The organism is Pediococcus acidilactici (assembly GCF_016127815.1).
In the GTDB taxonomy this organism is placed as follows: domain Bacteria; phylum Bacillota; class Bacilli; order Lactobacillales; family Lactobacillaceae; genus Pediococcus; species Pediococcus acidilactici.
On sequence record NZ_CP066046.1, the window covers coordinates 882,544 to 901,005 of the forward strand.

Below are 18,462 nucleotides of genomic sequence, written 5' to 3' on the forward strand. Positions count from 1 at the left end.
ACTCAATAATTCTTTTATAGATAAGAATAACTCGGTGACCAAAGTACATTCAATCACCGAGTTTCCCATTATTGTATTAAGACTGATGTTCACTAATGTAGTTAACAGCATCGGCAACTGTAGTCAACTTTTCAGCGTCTTCATCGCTGATTTCAGCTCCGAAAGTATCTTCTAATTCTAGTACAAATTCAACGATATCGATTGAATCAGCGTTCAAATCTTCCTTGAAGTTAAGCTTTTCGGTAATTTGATCGGCATCCAACTCAAAACGGTCTGCCAAAATTGCCGCAATTTTGTTAAAAATTTCTTCTTTTGACAATTTACTTGCTCCTTAAATTTGTTATAAATCCTGATAATATTTTAATTGTTTTTCCGAGGCTTGTCCACTTCGTCTTGTTGAATACATTTAACGTGCATGTCAAAGTATTCGGCAAGATTTTTAACTAATTTGGAGTCCACAATTTCGTGAACTTGAATTAAAGCATTTTTTACTTGGTTAGCATTACTAGAGCCGTGCGCTTTCACCACCGGAGCTTTAACCCCTAAGAGTACGGCACCCCCGTGCTTAGAATAGTCCATCTGGTCTTTAATTTGACTAAAGGCGGACTTCAACAGTAAACCGCCCATTTTACCTTTTACGCCACTGTTTAAAATGGTGTCCTTAACCAGTTTAAGCATGGATAGCGCCGTTCCTTCAGTATTTTTTAAAACCGCGTTTCCGGTAAATCCATCGGTTACCACAACGTCAGCTGCGCCGTTTAACAATTCCCGGGACTCAACATTGCCGACAAAATTTAAAGAGCTATCGTCATTTAACAATTGATAAGCTTCCTTATGAACTCGATCCCCTTTATCATATTCCGTACCGTTGTTTAAGAGAGCAATCCGGGGATTCGTAATATGCATTACGTTAGCACTATAAAAATTACCTAAAATAGCAAAGTCGTGCAGATTCTTGGCTTTGCTTTCCGCATTGGCACCCACGTCAAGCATGGTGAAATTATCGTGAGGCCCTTGTAAGCTTGGTAACGTGGTGGTCATTCCGGGACGGTCGACCCCTTTAATCCGGCCAATGACAAACAATCCCGCCGCTAACAGCGCTCCGGTATTTCCAGCAGAAAAAATTGCATCCGCATTGCCTTCCTTAACTGCTTGAGCAGCTAAAACCATTGAAGACTGTTTCTTACGTCGAACTGCCCGCACTGGTTCATCTTCCATAGTGATTACTTCGTCAGTATGCACAATTTGGACGTTCCGAAAGTCGTCCATATACTTAGTAATTTCGTCTTTTTTCCCGTATAAAATAAATTCCACGTCCGGTAAAGCTTCACGAGCGGCAGCCACTCCTTTAACAATCTGCTCGGGGGCGTTGTCGCCGCCCATTGCATCAACGGCAATTTTCATTTTTACTCTCCTTATGTTTATTATCTAGTTTAATTAATCTAACCCTTGCTCAATTTGCATAACTTGGTTCAAATACTTGGCTAAGTTTTGGAAAGCTGGTTGGGATTGCCAATCGGGTTGGTTAACAATCTTAGCAGCTTCAAGTTGGGCAGTTTGTAAGGCACCTAAATCCACCACCGGGTCCCCGACTTTAAATTCAGGCACTCCCGATTGTTGTTGACCAAACAAATCCCCTTGCCCACGCATTTTAAGGTCCGCTTCGGCAATTCGGAAACCGTTATTGGTTTCAACCATGATTTGCATCCGTTGTTTACCCACGGCATTTTTGGGATCGGCAACCAGTAAACAATATGCTTGTTGCTGTCCCCGACCGATCCGTCCGCGCAATTGGTGGAGCTGGGCTAACCCAAACCGGTCCGCATCTTGAATCACCATTAAGGTGGCGTTAGGTACGTCTACGCCCACTTCAATTACCGTGGTCGAGACTAACCCCGCATACTTTCCAGCTTTAAAATCAGCCATGATTTGGTCCTTTTCTGCACCATCCATTTTACCATGCAAGATTCCAATCGCATATCTTTGTCCAAAGAAATCTTTTAGTTCCTCATACAATGCCATGGCATTTTGCAAATCCATGACTTCTGATTCCTCAATTAGCGGTGCTACCACAAAAGCTTGCCGTCCCTTTTTAAATTCGTGTTCCATCAATGCCAGTACTTTATCCCACTCGCCTTTTTTCAACCACTTAGTAACCACTGGCTTGCGACCAGCAGGAAGTTGATCAATAATCGACACATCCATATCCCCGTAAGCAGTAATGGCTAAGGTACGGGGAATTGGGGTAGCCGTCATCGCCAAGATATCAGGATTCGCTCCTTTTTGGCGCAACTTTTGCCGCTGGTTCACCCCAAAGCGGTGTTGTTCATCAATGATGGCTAAGCCTAAGTTTTTGAATTCCACATCGTCTTGAATTAAAGCGTGGGTACCAATTACGATGTCAATTTCTCCAGCTTTAACAGCTTCCAAAAGCTCATTGCGCACTTTCTTACGCATTCCGCCAACTAACAGACCAATTTTAACGTCAAAATTGGCAAAAAACTTAATGAGGTTATTAGCGTGTTGCTCAGCAAGGATTTCGGTTGGCGCCATCAAGGCCGCCTGGTGGCCGGAGGTGATGGTGGCGTACATGGCAATTGCCGCCACCACCGTTTTCCCGCTACCTACATCCCCTTGCAACAACCGGTTCATATGCCAAGCTGATTTAAGGTTAGCTAAAATTTCATTGGTAACCCGCTTTTGAGCTCCAGTTAGTTCAAACGGCAACTGTTGGATAAATTCCCGAACTAGTTGGATCTGATAGTCAATTTTGGTTCCTTTTTCCACGCGGTCCCGCGATTTAACCACTTGCAATCCCATTTGAAAAACTAAAAATTCTTCAAACATTGCGGTTCGGCGGGCTTGTTTAGTAATCTGCTCGTCGCCAGGAAAATGCAGGGCTTTAATCATTGCCAAACGATGCATTAACCGGTATTTTTCAATTAAAGCTTCCGGAATCACATCCTGGACTTGCTCAGCATATTCATTCAAAGCTGCCTCCACTAATTGTTGGATTGTCGCTTGTCGAATATGTTTGTTAGCGGGATAGACAGCTTCCATTCCCTGTTCTTCAGTAATTATCTTGATTCCGGTCAAACTTTGCCGGTTAGCATCCCATTTTCCATAGATAGCCACTTCTTGGTTAGCTTCAAGCTGCTTTTTGATCCACGGTTGGTTAAAAAAAGTGACCATCACCGAGCTGTTTTCTACTAATAGCCGAAAATTAACCCGCACCTTATGCCTTCCAAAGCGAGCAATGGTCGGTGCAGTAGCCACGATTCCTTGAAAAGTAACTTTCTGTTGATCAGCAACTTCTTGCGGCTTTTTTGCTGCTAAATCTTCGTAACGAAAGGGATAGTAGGTGATCAAGTCTTCAATCGTCTGGATCCCCAGCTCTTGCAGTGCTTGCGCGCGCTTAGGGCCGACTCCTGCCAGTACCTGCACTGAATCTGTCAGACTTTTCATTTTTCCTCCACAATGCAAATCGAGGCTGTGACATCAATTACGTTTGTCATAGCCTCTAAAATCTATTTCAGCATTAGCTTAACACTTTTAAACCGCTTAGCCTACTCAACCGAAATTAAAAATGGATATACGGGTTGGTCCCCTTCGTGAATTTCAATTTCAAGGTCTTCGTCAATTGCTAAGATAGCCTGTTCTAATTCATCTGCTTGTTTTTGGTTTGCATCTTTGCCATAAATAATCGTTACAATCTCACTATCTTCATCAAGCATTAACTTAACCATTTCAGTAGTTGCTTCCATGAGGTTTGCAGCGGTATTAACAATTTTGCCATCAATCATGCCCATATAATCATCTTTGCGGATTTGACGTCCGTCTAACTTAGTATCGCGGACCGCAACCGTTACTTGACCGCTTTTGACGGTATCTAGGTTATCTTCCATTGCACTTACATTTTCATCAAGTTCCGCTTCGGGATCGAACTCAAGCATTGCCGCCATTCCTTGGGAAATTGTCCGACTGTGAACGATCTTAGTCGGAATTTCAGCAACTTCCACAGCTTGTTCTGCTGCTAAGAAGATGTTTTTGTTGTTAGGTAAAACAATGGCTTGCTTAGCACCCGAATTGTTGATCATTGCAGCAATATCTGCCGTACTTGGGTTCATGGTTTGCCCACCGCTAATAATGTGGGTAACGCCTAAGCTATTAAACAATTTTGAAATCCCGTCTCCCGAAGAAATCGCGATTACCGCCGTTTCGGGGGCTTCCTTAGGTTCGGGAGCAGTCAACGAGTCGTCTTGTTCAATAATCTCTTCTTGCTGCCAGCGCATGTTATCGATCTTGATCTTGGTTAAATCCCCGAATTGTTGTCCCCAGCTTAAAACGTCGCCAGGATGTTCGGTATGCACATGTACCTTAACCACTTCATCGTCATTAATTACGAGTAAGGAATCCCCTAACTTCGCAAGGTAGTTGTAGAAGGTGTCGTAATCAAATTCTTGAGAAACTTGGAGTCCCTTACCGATCCGCACCATCATCTGGGTACAGTAACCATACTTAATATCTTCGGGATTAATTTTTCCTTGCACGCTTTGGTGGTGCTTGGCTTCCACCATTTCATTGATTTCGGTAACGTCTGGTTCATGTTGATATTCGCTGACGTCCTTACCGTTTAAAACATCATTAAAGGCGTCAAAAACAAAAACCAATCCTTGACCACCAGAATCAACTACTCCGACTTCCTTTAAAACCGGGAGCAGTTCCGTAGTCTTTTTCAAAGCTGCTTGCGCTGCAGTATCGATTGCCTGCATTACCTCAGCCAAATTATCACTCGTTAAAGCAGCTTCGTTACCGGCCTTAGCGGCTTCTCGAACCACCGTTAAGATAGTTCCTTCAGTAGGTTTCATTACCGCTTTATAAGCCGTCTTAGCGCCATTAGCGACCGCATCTGCAAGATCCTTGGCATCTAAGCTTTCCTTACCTTCCACACTTTTAGCAAAGCCGCGGAAAATTTGCGATAAAATAACGCCCGAATTACCTCGCGCGCCCATTAAAAGTCCTTTAGCTAAGGAACCTGCCAAGTGACCAACTTCTTCACTAGCATCGTTAGCTTCGTACTTTGCACCACTTTCTAACGATAAACTCATGTTAGTTCCGGTGTCTCCATCCGGTACCGGAAAAACGTTTAATGAGTTAATAAAATCCGCATTCATTTTTAAGCGATCAGCACTAGCCTGCACCATCTGATCAAAAACTTCATTAGTAACTAAGGTTTCGATTACTTCCAATTCTTTATCCTCCCAACCCAACGAACTAATCGCTGAGTGCCTTTACACCCTGAACGAAGACATTCACTGAGTTAGCAGAAATGCCTAGCATTGATTCCAGGTTATATTTTACTTTTGATTGTACATTTTTTGAAATTTCAGAAATTTTTGTACCATAACCGACAATGATGTATACGTCAATTGCAACCCCATTATCTTCTTGTTTAATTACCACGCCTCGTGCATAATTTTCACGTTTTAAAATTTCATTAATGTTGTCGCGGATTTGATTCTTGCTGGCCATGCCCACTACACCATAGTTATCCGTAGCTGCGCTGCCGACCACCGTCGCGATCACATCGTTTGAAACCTCGATGGTTCCATTTTTTGTTTTAATTTTGACAGCCATCTTCCTGCCTCCTTAGTATCATATATACCAACGATATTTTACCATATCTTATCTAGACGCTAAATACAAGAACCTGCCCCATAAATCGACGTCAATTCCTATTATACTGGGAAATTATGTTCGTGCCAATTCTTAAACAGAAGTGACAGCAACTTTTATTTCGTCACGTTAAAATATCTGTCAAGGATAATTACTTGAAAGTTTCCTATTGCAATATACCGGGCAATGTGATAAATTGTTATGGTAATTGAAATAGATTCTATTGAGATATAGAAGTGACAAAGGAGGGTTTCAACATGGCAAAAGATTTTGTCACCGGTAAGCGCACAAGTTTTGGAAATACTCGCTCACACGCTTTGAACCACAGCCGCCGAAGCTGGAAGCCAAATTTACAAAAGGTTCGCATCTTAGTTGATGGTAAGCCTAAACGCGTTTGGGTTTCTGCTCGAGCTCTAAAATCAGGTAAAGTAACTCGTGTATAACCAAGCACTTAAAAGCTTAAAACAAAAAATGCTCTTAACCGTTAGATAATCATCTAGCTGTTAAGAGCATTTTTTTATTTTACTTAGTCCTTGCTTTGAATAACCGCAATTAATCCGTTGCTTAAGTAAACGGTAGCCGTACTACCAATAAACTCGTTGCTTACGTAGGCCCGCGCATTGGGCACCATGTGATTATGCAGTTGGTACTTTTCATCATCCAAAGTCAATGCGTCAATGGGCGTTAACGGAATGAATGACAAATATTTAAAACCAGCTTCCTTTTTAATTGTGTGTTTTCCAGAATTGAAAAAGGTAATCCGATTTTGCCGGTCAATCAACGTAATCTGTTCAGCAAATCGCCGAAAGCGCGCTTCTAGCACCATTAACACGTTTGCTAGCAAGTGGTCGATCCGCCCGCCGCTAACGCCTAGAATGCGAACCTGTGCGTGATCGTCAATATTTAATACCTTAGCTAACGCCGCTTCGGTGTCCGTATCATCTTTGATGGGGTTTAATTTAACCACTCTATCAAATCCCGCTGCGACCTTTGCAAACTCTGCTTCGCTCACCGAATCAAAATCGCCAATTGCCAAACTACCTTTAAGCTGTTCATTTACCAAACGTAATGCTCCGCGGTCTACGCCAACCCATTCACCATCTAATTCTTGCCAATTTTCTGGTAAATTTGCCGGGTCGCCGCCGACTAATAGGTTAAATATTTTCATTATTTAGTAAGGTCCTTTAAGGTTTGTACTTGTTTAGTATAATCAGGTGCGTTAAAAATGTATGATCCAGCAACTGCCACATCAACTCCTGCGTCGTACACTTGTTTAACGTTTTGGTCACTAATTCCGCCGTCAATTTCGATGTCAAATTCTAAACCACGTGCTTGGCGTAATGCTGACAAACGTTTAACTTTACTAATCGAACTTTCCAAGAACTTTTGTCCCCCAAATCCTGGGTTAACCGACATGATTAATACTTGGTCCACTTCTGGTAAAAGTTCTTCTAATTCAGTTAGCGGTGTGCCTGGATTAACAACGACTTCTGCTTGCGCACCCGCTTGTTTGATTAGTTGGATAGCCCGGGCAATGTGCTGGGTGCTTTCTACGTGCACTCCGATAATGCTAGCTCCCGCTTGGGCAAATTGCTCCACGTAATTTTCCGGATTTTGAATCATTAGGTGGACGTCCAACTTAATATCACAGTCTTGTGCCAAGCCCTTAACAGTGTTTAATCCAAAGCTTAAGTTAGGAACAAAACTGCCGTCCATTACATCGACGTGTAAGTAGTCAGCTCCTTGAACCTGTTCAACATCCTTCATTAGATTTGCTGGATCTGCACTTAAAATTGATGGTGCTACTTTAATCATTTCTTCTTCCTCCGATCTTTTTTCTGGTACCCTTTACGTTTATAATCTGGTTTTTGGGACCGGATCAACCCCATGAATTGTTCATAATTAGCGTAACGACTAGCCAAAATTTCCCTATTTTCTACAGCAGCTTTCACCGCGCATCCTGGTTCGTTAAGGTGTAAGCATTCGCGAAAACGACAATTTTGGCCGATTTGCTTTATCTCCAGAAAGCATTCTTTAAGTTCCGTATCCGCCATTTCAAAAACCGCATAAGAGGAAAAACCTGGCGTATCCGCAACTAATCCCCCATCAATGTTCATTAATGAAACTTTCCGCGTTGTATGCTTTCCTCGATTTAGTGCCTGAGAAACTTCACCGGTCTGGATGTTCAAATCCGGATCAATTCGGTTTAACAACGTCGACTTACCTGCTCCAGTTTGTCCCATAAAAATAGTTAATCGCTCAGCAAAAAGTTTGCGCAACGCCTTCACATCGGCATCGTCTTTTTGGCGAACAGGAAAAACTACTTGATAACCAATTTTTTGGTAATAGTCGGCAATTTGTTTTAAATCTTGGTAAGCCTCGTTATCCAATAAATCCGTTTTGGAAAAATAGATCACTGCGCTAATCTTTTTTTCGGCAAGTGCCACTAGTTGCCGATCCAGTAAATTAGCTGAGAAATCCGGCTGGGTAGCTGCCGTAACCACTACCGCTTGGTCAATGTTGGCTAACGGCGGGCGTACTAATTCGTTTTTCCGGGGGTGAATGCTAGTGATGTAGCCAGTTTGATCCGAATTTTCTTTGAAATCGACCACATCTCCCACCAACGGTTTAGTTTGTTGGTTACGAAAATTCCCCCGTGCCCGGGTGCGAATCACTTCGTGTTGCTCAGTTAGCACATCATAAAATCCTGCTAACAATTGTATAATTTGTCCAGTATGCATGCACTTCTCCATCTATTTAGCGATCGTAAACGTAATCGTTGTCAAGCGCGGGACGACTACCTGACCAGCAACCACATCTTGTGAAATAATGCGGTTGTTGTCAAAACGATTAGTAACCACCTCTTTTTTCTTAATGGTGAATCCCTTAGCTTCTAGTTGCCGCTTAGTGCTTGGATAATCACTACCTACATAGTTATCCACATCAAAGCTATTTGGTCCCTTACTAATCACCACGTTGACCTTAATTCCTTCTTGAACAGCTTTACCATTCTCAGGTAAGGTCTTAACCACCTTATTATAACCGGTTTTATCATCAGCGACCTTAGTTATTTTACCCACTCCAAGATTTTCCTTAGATAATTTGGTCGTTGCTTGATTTTGCGTCAAGCCATGCAAATTGGGAACCCTAACCATTTGCGGGCTGCTTAACTTAAAGGCAATTAAAATCCCCAAAATGAAGGCCAAGATGGCAAACGCCATAAACGCCGCCCGCCTGCGCAGCGGGTGCCGATGTTTAGGTCGGTGCATTTCCTCTGTTTTTGCTGCGGGCTGGTGATTTTTCTTAATTGATTTAAGCTTCTCGTTTACCTGCATCTTAATTGAGCGGGTCTGTTCGCTATCCGGTTCATCCAATTGGCGGTTAATCGCCTTTTGGTCTAAAACGATGGTGTGCTCAGTTAAAGAATCCTCTACGAACTTGCTTTCTTGCGCACGTTGCGGACTTAGGGTCGTTTTTAAATCAAGTGCCATTTCGGCAACGTTTTTGTAGCGATCCGTCGGGTTCTTGGCAGTTGCTTTAAGCACCACGTTTTCCAACGCTTGCGGAATTTGGTGATTAAAATCAGTTACTAACGGTAATTGATCTTGGTAATGTTTAATAGCAATTGATACCGCCGTCTCACCTTCAAACGGGACCTTTCCAGTTAGCATTTCAAAAAGAATAATTCCTAATGAATAAATGTCCGACTGTTGCGTAGCCACGTGCCCGCGGACTTGTTCCGGCGAGAGGTACTGTACTGAACCAATCACCGTGTTGGTTCGGGTAAAACTACTTTGCTGGTTGGCAATTGCAATTCCAAAATCGGTAATTTTAGCATTCCCATGTTTATCAATCAGCACGTTTTGCGGTTTTAAATCCCGATGAATAATCCCATGCCGGTGGGCCGCTTGCACTCCGCACAAGATCTGCCCCATTAAATTGACCACTTGTGGAAGCGGAAGCGGAAACTCATCTTTGATATATCGTTTTAAATCTTTTCCTTCTACGTACTCCATTACGAGATAATTCATCCCGTGCTCTTCACCAATGTCATAAACACTAACGATGTTGGGATGAACCAGCTCGGTAGCCGACAATGCTTCTCGTTGGAAGCGGCGCACAGCCGAAGCATCGTCTTGCATATCAAAACGGACTAACTTAACCGCTACGTCCCGGTCTAAAATCAAATCGTGAGCTAGATAAACGCTAGCCATGCCACCTTCACCAACGGGGCGAATAATCTTGTAACGTCCGTTTAGCGTTTGATTCGGGGTCATCAGCTCGCCCCCATTTCTGTTTCCACAATCAGCACCGTCACATTATCAAAACCGCCGGCGTGGTTAGCCAAATCAACCAGCTTACGCGTTTTGGCTTCGAGACTTTGTTGATCTCCCAAGATTTGTTGGATTACATCATTACGAACTAAGTTAGTTAACCCATCCGTGCAAAGTAATAAAATATCACCAGCCGCCACGTTAAATACCTTGATTTCCGCTTCGGCTTGCTCAGAAATACCAAGCGTTTTGGTAATCACGTTTTTTTGCGGGTGGTTACGGGCTTCCTCTGGGGTAATCCGGCCAGTTTTTAGCAACTCATTTACTAACGAATGGTCGGTTGATAATTGACGTAATCCAGCCTGCTGATTATATATGTAACAACGACTGTCACCTAGATTTGCTACGACCACTTGATCATTAATAAATAACGCCAAAACAATGGTAGTTCCCATACCATTTAAATTTTTGTAGTGCTTAGAAGCTTGTAGAATCTTACGGTTTTCAATTGCCAACTGGTGGGTTAACCAGTTTTTGGCGTCTTCAACAGTGTTGATGTCGGAGGTCTCAAATAAATAACCAATGTGGGAAACCGCCATCTCAGAAGCAATGTCACCGCCCCGATTACCGCCAACGCCATCAGCGACGATCGTTAAAATCGATTCTGAATCACTTTTAAAAATTCCCACGTAGTCTTGGTTTGTTTTGCGGACTTTCCCTTTGTCCGATAGGTACGCATATTTCATATCTATCAATCACTTCACTTTTTTCATATTCGCAATGAAGAAACCATCTGATCCAAAATCATCTGGGTAAATATTTAGGCTCAGATCAGTGCGGTCTGCTTTAACTTTTTTATCCGTCTGCGTTTTTAATAGTTCAAATTCTGGGTGCTGGGTTAAAAACTCATCGATTGTCATCTGATTTTCCTTACGGAGCATTGTGCAAGTGCTGTAAGTAAGAATTCCGCCCACCTTAAGCATCGACGCTACGTTATCTAAAATGTCCAACTGAACGCGGTGTAAATCGCTGCTATCCTTTTTGCTCTTAAGGTACCGCGTTTCAGGCTTTCGGCGTAATAAACCGATTCCCGAGCACGGGGCGTCAACCAAAATACGATCAAATTCTTCCTTTAATTCTGGGCAAGGAGCCGTGGCATCGTGGACTTCCGTAACAATGTTCGTTAAATGCATCCGCCGTGCATTTTGTTGAATTAGCCGGGTACGGGATTCATAAATATCCCAAGCAATTACTTGTCCATCAGGTCCCACTTTTTGGGCCAACTGGGTTGTCTTACCCCCTGGTGCTGCGCAAGCATCTAAGACTTTTTGTCCCGTTGCTAATTGCATGGTTTCACCAACTAACATTGCCGACTCATCCTGTGCAATCACCTCGCCAGCTTGAAAACTAGCGGACTGCGCCAGTCCAGGACCATTTTGTAAACGTAATCCGTCCGTTGCTAATAAACTTTCTTGAACGTCGTATTCTTCGGATAGGCTTTGGCGAATTGCCGCCGTCGAACGTTGAATAGGGTTCATCCTGACACTTAAATGAGCTGGCTGATTAATACTATCTAGTATCTTCCGGCACTTATCTTCTCCTAATTCATACATTAATTGGTCCACAATCCACGGAGCAACGCTATATTCGGTTGCTAATCGCTGGGTTAAATCCGGAATGTTGTCTAAACTTGGAGTTCCTTGACGTTGATAAGAACGTAACACCCCGGTTACCATCTTACGAACACCGTCGCTTCCCCGCCGTTTAGCAATTTCAATGGTTTCATTAAAGATGGCAAAGGTGGGGACCCGGTCCAAAAATTCCATTTGAAAAATGGCCGTACGTAATAAGTTAATCACCCACCGCGGGGTCTGTTCTGGTCGCTGCAAGAAATTTGCTAAATAAAAATCAATGGTCAAGCGGTGTTGTAAAACACCATAAACCAATTCGGTCAGTAAATGCTTATCGACTTCTGATAAGTCTGCATCCTGGATCACCTGGTTCAACTCTAAATTTGAATAGGCGCCTTCATCAATACTTTCTAAAGCGTCAACCGCTAAATCGCGGGGGTTATTTTTCAATTCCGTCATTGTCTATAATTTGCTTTCCGGGGTGTAAATTATCGCCAACCCCATTTAAATAATCTGTGATGGACATCTTTTGTTTTCCAGCTGGTTGTAATTCTAAAATGCTGATTACACCATGCTCACCAGTGGCCACAAGCAATTCATGCTTGGTCTTTTCAACCACCTGTCCAGGTGCTAAATCAGTACTTTGATCAACGACCGCCGTCTTCCACAGCTTGGTCCGCTGTCCTTCCATGATCACGTAAGCAACTGGGAAAGGTCGCAATCCGCGAACCTTAGCATCTACTAAGCGTGCTGGTAAATTGATATCAACCGCTTCTTGTTCAGGGGCAATGTTAGGTGAAAAGCTAACCTGTCCTTCATCCTGCGCTACCGGCGTGATTTCTCCGTTTATTAACTTAGGTAAGGTTTCCAGAAGCGTATCCCGGCCTAAAATACTTAATTTTTCAAACATGCTGCCAACGTCATCTTGATCGGTAATTGGCATTTTAGCTTGGGCAAGCATATCCCCGGCGTCCATTTTCTTAACCATGTAAATAATGGTGACCCCAGTTTCTGCATCCCCATTCATGATTGCGTAATGTACGGGTGCTCCTCCCCGATATTTAGGTAATAACGAAGCATGCACGTTGATTGCCGCAATTTTAACCGAGTTAATTAATTTCATCGGTAAAAATTGACCAAAGGCTGCCGTCACGATAAGGTCCGCGTTTAAATTAATTAACTCCTCCATTTCCGGACTGCCACTAAGTTTTTCCGGTTGATAAACCTTAATATCGTGCTTAGTTGCTACTTGTTTAACCGGACTTGGTGTAAGAACGTGCTTTCTACCAACTCGGCGATCAGGCTGGGTGACCACCCCAATTACGTTATAATCCGGATGGTCAATTAAACTTTGTAAAATGGGCGCCGAAAATTGGGGCGTTCCCATGAAAATAATTGATTTCATTAAAAAACCTACTTTCTATGCTTACATAAAGTTTTGCGGATCGGCATCAATTGTGATTCGGACCCCGTGTCGAAACTTTTCTTGTGATTCATTTAGCACCTTTAACAAGGCGTCATGGAGTCGCGGCTCCTTTTGGTACTTAATTAAAATCTGGTAATAATATTTTTGCTTGATTTTAGAAACCGATTTAGGCGTAGGCCCTAAAACAATTGCTTGCGAGCTTAACTGGGGTTGAATTTTATTTAACACTTCGTACGCATTTTTTTGCGCAGTAGCTTCGTCGGAAGCCGCAACGTTGATTAAAACCGTAAAGTAATACGGAGGGTATTTCCCCAGGTGGCGCAGATACATTTCTTTTTGAAAGAAGTCTTCATAGTCCTGTTTTTGCGCCAACTTAATCGCGTAATGGTCCGGATTAAAGGTCTGGATAAGAACTTCACCAGCTTTTTGCGCTCGTCCGGCTCGTCCAGCAACCTGTGTCAACAATTGAAAAGTCCGTTCACTGGCTCTTAAATCCGGTAGTTCTAAGGAAGTATCCGCATTCAAAACCCCTACAAGAGTTACCTCAGGGAAATCTAACCCCTTTGCAATCATTTGGGTTCCTAAAAGAATATCTGCGTCATGGTTACCAAAACGCGCTAGTAGCCGTTCGTGAGCCCCTTTTCGCCGAGTGGTGTCCACGTCCATTCGTAAGACCCGTGCTTGCGGTAAGATCTGTTGCAGCTGTTGCTCAACTTTTTGGGTTCCCGTACCAAAGAACCGAATTTTGTTGCTGCCGCAATTCTGACATTTTCGCGGAATTGGTTCTTCATGCCCACAGTAGTGACACTTCATCGAGTGAGTATCCAGATGCATGGTTAACGAAACATCACAATTAGGGCATTTCAATACAAACCCACAATCACGACACATCACAAATGACGAAAATCCCCGTCGGTTTAACATTAAAACTACTTGTTCATGCTTTAGGAGTCGTTCTTGAATCGCGTTAACCATGGGAGCCGAAAAGTTCTCATTAAACCCGTCGCCCAGGTGCCGTCGCATATCAATTACCCTTATTACTGGCAAAGCCTGTTGGTTAGCGCGTTTATGAATCTGGATAAAGTCATAAACCCCCCGTTCTGCGCGCGCCCGACTTTCCAGCGCTGGAGTCGCACTACCTAAAACCACCGGGCAATTAGCATTTTGCGCCCGATAAATGGCAACGTCACGCGCATGGTATCGCGGAGCATCGGTTTGCTTATATGTTTCGGAGTGCTCTTCATCCATAATAATAATACCAAGATTATGCAGGGGTGCAAACACCGCAGAACGCGCACCCACCACTACTTTAACCTCGTTACGCATAATTCGGCGCCATTCATCAAATTTTTCGCCATCGGAAAGTGCGCTATGCAAGACCGCCACTTGGTCGCCAAACCGCGCCCGGACGCGGTTAACCATCAAAGGAGTTAGTGAAATTTCTGGAACCATTAAGATTGCGGTCCTGCCTTGGTTGAGCACCTGGGAAATGCTTTGTAAATAGACTTCCGTTTTTCCTGAGCCAGTTACTCCCTCTAATAGGATTGGCTTAGCACGACGGTTTTGAACAGCATCCGAAATTTTTTTAAAGGCAGAGGCTTGTTCATCATTCAAGTTGAGCGCTTGGTCGGTTTGCAGATCACTTTGCGCAAACGGGTCCCGGTACTGTTCTACTAAGTCACGCTTTAACCACCCTTGCTCTACCGCGTGGTCAACCGTTCCGCGACTAATTTGATAATCCTTGATTAAGGAAGCTTGACTAAGGCCTTCTTTAACGCTTATTTCTGGTATTAACTGCAATAGTTTCAACTGTTGACGGGCGTTAGGTCGCACCGTCTTGGTAATTTGAGTGATTTGTTCGGCATCCACTAGCGGCCAAATCCAGTTAATCATCTTTTTTCTAGCAGAATTTTCGGTGGCGTACTCTAAAGTAACGCTACCGTCCTTAACCCACTGGTTTAATTGACGCTGTTGCGGATAATCAAGCTCGTTAACCTTTAAATCGACGACCTGCTGCTCGCCCAATACTTCAACAACCCTTTGTGGATCAATTCGTTGACGATTAACTTTCACAAACCGTTTTGTATTAATTTTAACCAAATTAGGCAACATTGCATTCAAACAGGTTACCCTAAAGGAAAAAGTTTTATCCGCCAACCATGCTGATAAATCAATTAATTCCTGATTTAAGAAAGGCTCTGGTTCAAGAAGTGAAATAATATTTTTTAATTCCATCGGGGAACCTTGCCGATTTTCTCCAATCACAAACCCTTGGACCGGTCGTCCCGCTTGACCAAAGGGAACGATTACGCGTGAACCAATTTTAATGTCATTTTCAATTGCCGCGTCTGCTTGGTAAGTAAATGGTGTGTTCGTTTGCAGAGCTGGTACGTTGACGATGACATCAAACTTTTTTGTCATTCCCTAATCCCCTTTACTTCAATTCTTCGCTAACAATTTTTAAAATTGCTTCTGCAATCTTTACTTTAGATTGTTTAGCAATCACCTTAGCTCTTTGATCCGGACGTAAAATGGTTACGGCATTATCGTCAACGTTAAAACCAATCTCGGGGTTGCCCACGTCGTTAGCCACCACCATATTCAGACCTTTTCGCTGCATTTTTCCCGTAGCATTTTCTAGTAGATCATCCGTCTCCGCCGCAAAACCCACGACATATTTTAACCGGTCCGGTCGGTCCAACGTAGCTAAAATATCTGGGTTTTCGACTAGTTCAAGTTGTAAGCCATTTTTAAAATCATGTTTCTTCAACTTATGCGTGCTAACCTTAGCAACTCGATAATCAGAAACCGCAGCTGCCATAATTAACACATCCGCATTTTTGAGCTCCTGATCTAAAGCTGCTTTTAACTCCGCTACGTCTTCAATATCAATTCTTTTAATTTTAGAATGGGTGTCAAGGCTTAAGTTAGTTGGTCCAGTGATTAAAGTCACTGTCGCTCCGGCTGCCGCAGCTTGTTGTGCAAGTGCAAAACCCATTTTTCCCGATGAACGGTTGCCAATGAAACGGACCGGATCAATTGCTTCACGGGTTCCTCCAGCAGTGACCACCACCTTATAGCCTGCCAACTGCTGGCTACTACTAACTGGTTGACTTATAAACTGATTAACCACTTCCGCCGATGGAAAACGGCCCTTTCCGGAGTAACCTTCCGCCAGTTCTCCCACTACTGGCTCTAGTATTTCTACCCCATCCGCCTTGAGTTGGGTCAGGTTACGTTGAACCGCTGGATTTTGCCACATGTTAACGTTCATCGCCGGCAGAACCCTTTTCTTAGCTGAAGACGCAAGTACTACCGTAGACGCAAAATCGTCCGCAATTCCAAGTGCCATTTTTGCGATAAAGTTTGCCGTTGCCGGAGCCACCACGACTTGATCCGCCCAGTCAGCTAATGCTACGTGAGCAACTGGCTTTCCCAGGTCCGATTTAAAATCATCATAAACCGGTTCGTTGGTTAACGTGGCAAACGTCAATGGGGTGACGAACTCTTCAGCCATCTTAGTCATAACAACTTTTACTGCGTTACCAGCCTTCACCTGGTATCGAACCGCCTCAACCACCTTATATTCGGCAATTCCGCCGGTAATTACAAATAATATTTTCATTGGCAAACACCTTCCTAGTTTTATATTCTACCAGTCTCCTGTACCTAATCCCATCTAAAATAATGGAATGACAATCACGTAAAAAAGCTAGAAAAAATCATTTCAGATTTTTCCTAGCCTCGCTTTACACTTAGTATCGTTTGGTAGATTTTCCAGTGACGGGTTCTACTTAACCTTAAGTACTGATTAATTATAGGTCTTTTTCGTTAGGATCAATAACTACGTCGCCCGCAACAATTTCTTCTAAAGCTTTCCCAACGTTTTTATGAGAACTATAGTGGTCAAGCAATTCTGGTGCGCCCTCATCTAATTGGTGTGCGCGCTTGCTTGCTAACATAATTAATGAATAACGAGAATCAACTCGTTCAAGCAGTTTATCAACTGAAGGATATAAAATCATTTTACAACTCTCCTAACATTTCTTGGTATTCAGGGTAAACGCGTGAAACGCGTAAATGTTCTCCCTTAATAATATTTTTAATTGATTCAACGGCATTTTCGACCTTATCATTAACGATTGCATAATCATAATCATGCATCGTTTTAATTTCATCGACCGCCTTTTCCATTCGTTTATTAATCGTTTCAATGTCTTCGGTTCCCCGATTAATAATCCGTTGTTTTAATTCCATCAAATCTGGCGGTGTTAAAAACAAAAAGACGCCGTCCGGCATTTTTTCACGGACTTGACGAGCTCCGTTAACTTCAATTTCTAAAAAAACGTCCCGACCAGAGTCTAAAGTCTGGTTGACATATTTTAACGGGGTGCCGTAGTAATTGTCAACATATTTGGCATACTCTAGCATTTGACCTTCTTCGATGTTTTTCTCAAATTCAGCTTTAGAAACAAAGTAATAATCCTCGCCATTAACTTCACCTTCACGAGGTTTTCTAGTAGTCATTGACACTGAATATTGGAAATCATTTCCACCTTGATCAAAGATTGCTTTTCTAACCGTTCCCTTACCTACACCGGAAGGTCCCGAAAGAACAATCAACATTCCTCTTTTCGCCATTTCCAAACTCCCTCAAATATATGTATGTAATTACTATTTTGCACTTTTTTTACTTATTTTTCAACTGTATTCCGCATGTCAAGGCAAAGTAATTCCGCTTTTGAGCACCTTTATTTAAAACTACTTGCAAAACTGAACGTTTGTTCGTATAATAAAAACACAAACAAACGTTCGATGGAGGCAATTATGGAAAGTCGTAAACTAAGTCCGCTTAAATTATTTAACTTTTCGCTCGCAGCAATTCGTAGTACTTATGAAAATTTATTCGTGGTTCCTGAAGACCGCGGACTTAACATTGTTGACCAAGCGATGTCCTTAACTCAAATCAACGATACGATTGCGTTTGCTATCCAAAACCAAGTTCCCGTTCAGATGCAAATCAATTTAACGGCTTCTCGGGTGGTCGAGCTACGTGGCCACCTATTATTAAACCGTTCGGGAAGGCTTTGTATTCAAGACCAAAATTCAAATACCACCCAGACATTAGAAGATGCAGAAATTCGCAGCATCGCGCTAATATAATATTTTCTTTTACAAGTTCAACGTGGCTTGTAACCCGCAATCCGTTATTTGTCGTAGTAGGAGCGCGAAAACTATTAAAAATCGCGACTGAGAAAAACTAAAAATCGACCATCATGGACTAGGGGCCCTGTCAAGTTGACAGACAAAATAATATAAAATTAGGTAGCTTACTAAACGGCTTCGTTCCAGTATTCATCTGGAATGAGGCCATTTCTTGTTGTTGATTAAAATATTCAATTCCATTTTTAACTAACTTAATTAGCACTTGATAGGCTTTAAGGATCTCATGTCG

At 42.8% G+C, this 18,462-nt stretch carries 18 protein-coding genes; 2 read left to right on the forward strand and 16 right to left on the reverse strand.

The window, feature by feature from the left end; translation table 11 throughout:
- Window positions 1-76: 76 nt before the first annotated feature.
- The 5 genes from acpP to I6H64_RS04435 form a co-directional block, all read right to left on the reverse strand.
- Entirely contained in the window at window positions 77-319 is a 243-nt protein-coding gene (acpP, locus tag I6H64_RS04415) for an acyl carrier protein (RefSeq protein ID WP_002831490.1), read from the reverse strand.
- Between the two features lie 41 nt (window positions 320-360).
- Window positions 361-1,404 (reverse strand): phosphate acyltransferase PlsX, encoded by a 1,044-nt coding sequence (plsX, locus tag I6H64_RS04420; protein WP_008842138.1) that lies wholly within the window; start codon window positions 1,402-1,404, stop codon window positions 361-363.
- Between the two features lie 33 nt (window positions 1,405-1,437).
- Entirely contained in the window at window positions 1,438-3,465 is a 2,028-nt protein-coding gene (gene recG, locus I6H64_RS04425; RefSeq protein ID WP_056984999.1) for an ATP-dependent DNA helicase RecG, read from the reverse strand.
- Window positions 3,466-3,566: 101 nt separating this feature from the next.
- The gene (locus I6H64_RS04430; protein WP_056985001.1) at window positions 3,567-5,249 is read right to left on the reverse strand and encodes a DAK2 domain-containing protein; all 1,683 of its coding nucleotides are present in this window, start codon (window positions 5,247-5,249) and stop codon (window positions 3,567-3,569) included.
- A gap of 25 nt (window positions 5,250-5,274) precedes the next feature.
- Window positions 5,275-5,637, reverse strand: coding sequence for an Asp23/Gls24 family envelope stress response protein (locus I6H64_RS04435; protein ID WP_002831486.1), 363 nt, complete (start codon window positions 5,635-5,637; stop codon window positions 5,275-5,277).
- Between the two features lie 296 nt (window positions 5,638-5,933).
- Between I6H64_RS04435 and rpmB the strand changes: the two genes are divergently transcribed.
- A complete protein-coding gene (gene rpmB / locus I6H64_RS04440) occupies window positions 5,934-6,119 on the forward strand; it encodes a 50S ribosomal protein L28 (protein ID WP_002831485.1) in 186 nt (61 codons plus the stop codon).
- An 83-nt stretch (window positions 6,120-6,202) separates the two neighbouring features.
- Here rpmB and I6H64_RS04445 read toward each other — a convergent pair whose 3' ends face one another.
- The 11 genes from I6H64_RS04445 to gmk all read right to left on the reverse strand — a co-directional run bounded on the left by I6H64_RS04445 (window position 6,203) and on the right by gmk (window position 17,648).
- Entirely contained in the window at window positions 6,203-6,844 is a 642-nt protein-coding gene (locus I6H64_RS04445) for a thiamine diphosphokinase (RefSeq protein WP_004165719.1), read from the reverse strand.
- Window positions 6,844-7,491, reverse strand: a complete 648-nt coding sequence (gene rpe, locus I6H64_RS04450) for a ribulose-phosphate 3-epimerase (RefSeq protein WP_002831483.1) — start codon at window positions 7,489-7,491, stop codon at window positions 6,844-6,846. The genes I6H64_RS04445 and rpe overlap by 1 nt, the downstream gene beginning before the upstream one ends.
- On the reverse strand, window positions 7,488-8,417 hold the full coding sequence (gene rsgA, locus I6H64_RS04455; RefSeq protein WP_008841377.1) for a ribosome small subunit-dependent GTPase A: 930 nt from the start codon (window positions 8,415-8,417) through the stop codon (window positions 7,488-7,490). The genes rpe and rsgA overlap by 4 nt, the downstream gene beginning before the upstream one ends.
- A 12-nt stretch (window positions 8,418-8,429) precedes the next feature.
- Window positions 8,430-9,953, reverse strand: coding sequence for a Stk1 family PASTA domain-containing Ser/Thr kinase (gene pknB / locus I6H64_RS04460; RefSeq protein ID WP_004165717.1), 1,524 nt, complete (start codon window positions 9,951-9,953; stop codon window positions 8,430-8,432).
- Complete coding sequence (locus I6H64_RS04465; RefSeq protein WP_004165716.1) at window positions 9,953-10,696, reverse strand: Stp1/IreP family PP2C-type Ser/Thr phosphatase; 744 nt, start codon at window positions 10,694-10,696, stop codon at window positions 9,953-9,955. Before I6H64_RS04465 ends, pknB begins: the two co-directional genes overlap by 1 nt.
- Window positions 10,697-10,705: 9 nt before the next feature.
- Complete coding sequence (rsmB, locus tag I6H64_RS04470; protein ID WP_036685269.1) at window positions 10,706-12,040, reverse strand: 16S rRNA (cytosine(967)-C(5))-methyltransferase RsmB; 1,335 nt, start codon at window positions 12,038-12,040, stop codon at window positions 10,706-10,708.
- A complete protein-coding gene (fmt, locus tag I6H64_RS04475) occupies window positions 12,021-12,986 on the reverse strand; it encodes a methionyl-tRNA formyltransferase (RefSeq protein ID WP_008841379.1) in 966 nt (321 codons plus the stop codon). The genes rsmB and fmt overlap by 20 nt, the downstream gene beginning before the upstream one ends.
- 21 nt (window positions 12,987-13,007) lie before the next feature.
- On the reverse strand, window positions 13,008-15,428 hold the full coding sequence (priA, locus tag I6H64_RS04480) for a primosomal protein N' (protein WP_056985004.1): 2,421 nt from the start codon (window positions 15,426-15,428) through the stop codon (window positions 13,008-13,010).
- Between the two features lie 13 nt (window positions 15,429-15,441).
- Window positions 15,442-16,632 carry a bifunctional phosphopantothenoylcysteine decarboxylase/phosphopantothenate--cysteine ligase CoaBC gene (gene coaBC, locus I6H64_RS04485; RefSeq protein ID WP_005916619.1) on the reverse strand — a complete coding sequence of 397 codons (1,191 nt, stop codon included), beginning with the start codon at window positions 16,630-16,632 and terminating at the stop codon, window positions 15,442-15,444.
- A 190-nt stretch (window positions 16,633-16,822) separates the two neighbouring features.
- Window positions 16,823-17,032 (reverse strand): DNA-directed RNA polymerase subunit omega, encoded by a 210-nt coding sequence (gene rpoZ, locus I6H64_RS04490; RefSeq protein WP_002831471.1) that lies wholly within the window; start codon window positions 17,030-17,032, stop codon window positions 16,823-16,825.
- A gap of 1 nt (window position 17,033) precedes the next feature.
- The gene (gene gmk / locus I6H64_RS04495; protein ID WP_002831470.1) at window positions 17,034-17,648 is read right to left on the reverse strand and encodes a guanylate kinase; all 615 of its coding nucleotides are present in this window, start codon (window positions 17,646-17,648) and stop codon (window positions 17,034-17,036) included.
- 186 nt (window positions 17,649-17,834) lie between these two features.
- On the opposite strand from gmk, the gene I6H64_RS04500 reads away from it, so the two are divergent.
- Window positions 17,835-18,170, forward strand: a complete 336-nt coding sequence (locus I6H64_RS04500) for a hypothetical protein (protein ID WP_005916613.1) — start codon at window positions 17,835-17,837, stop codon at window positions 18,168-18,170.
- Window positions 18,171-18,462 lie beyond the last annotated feature (292 nt).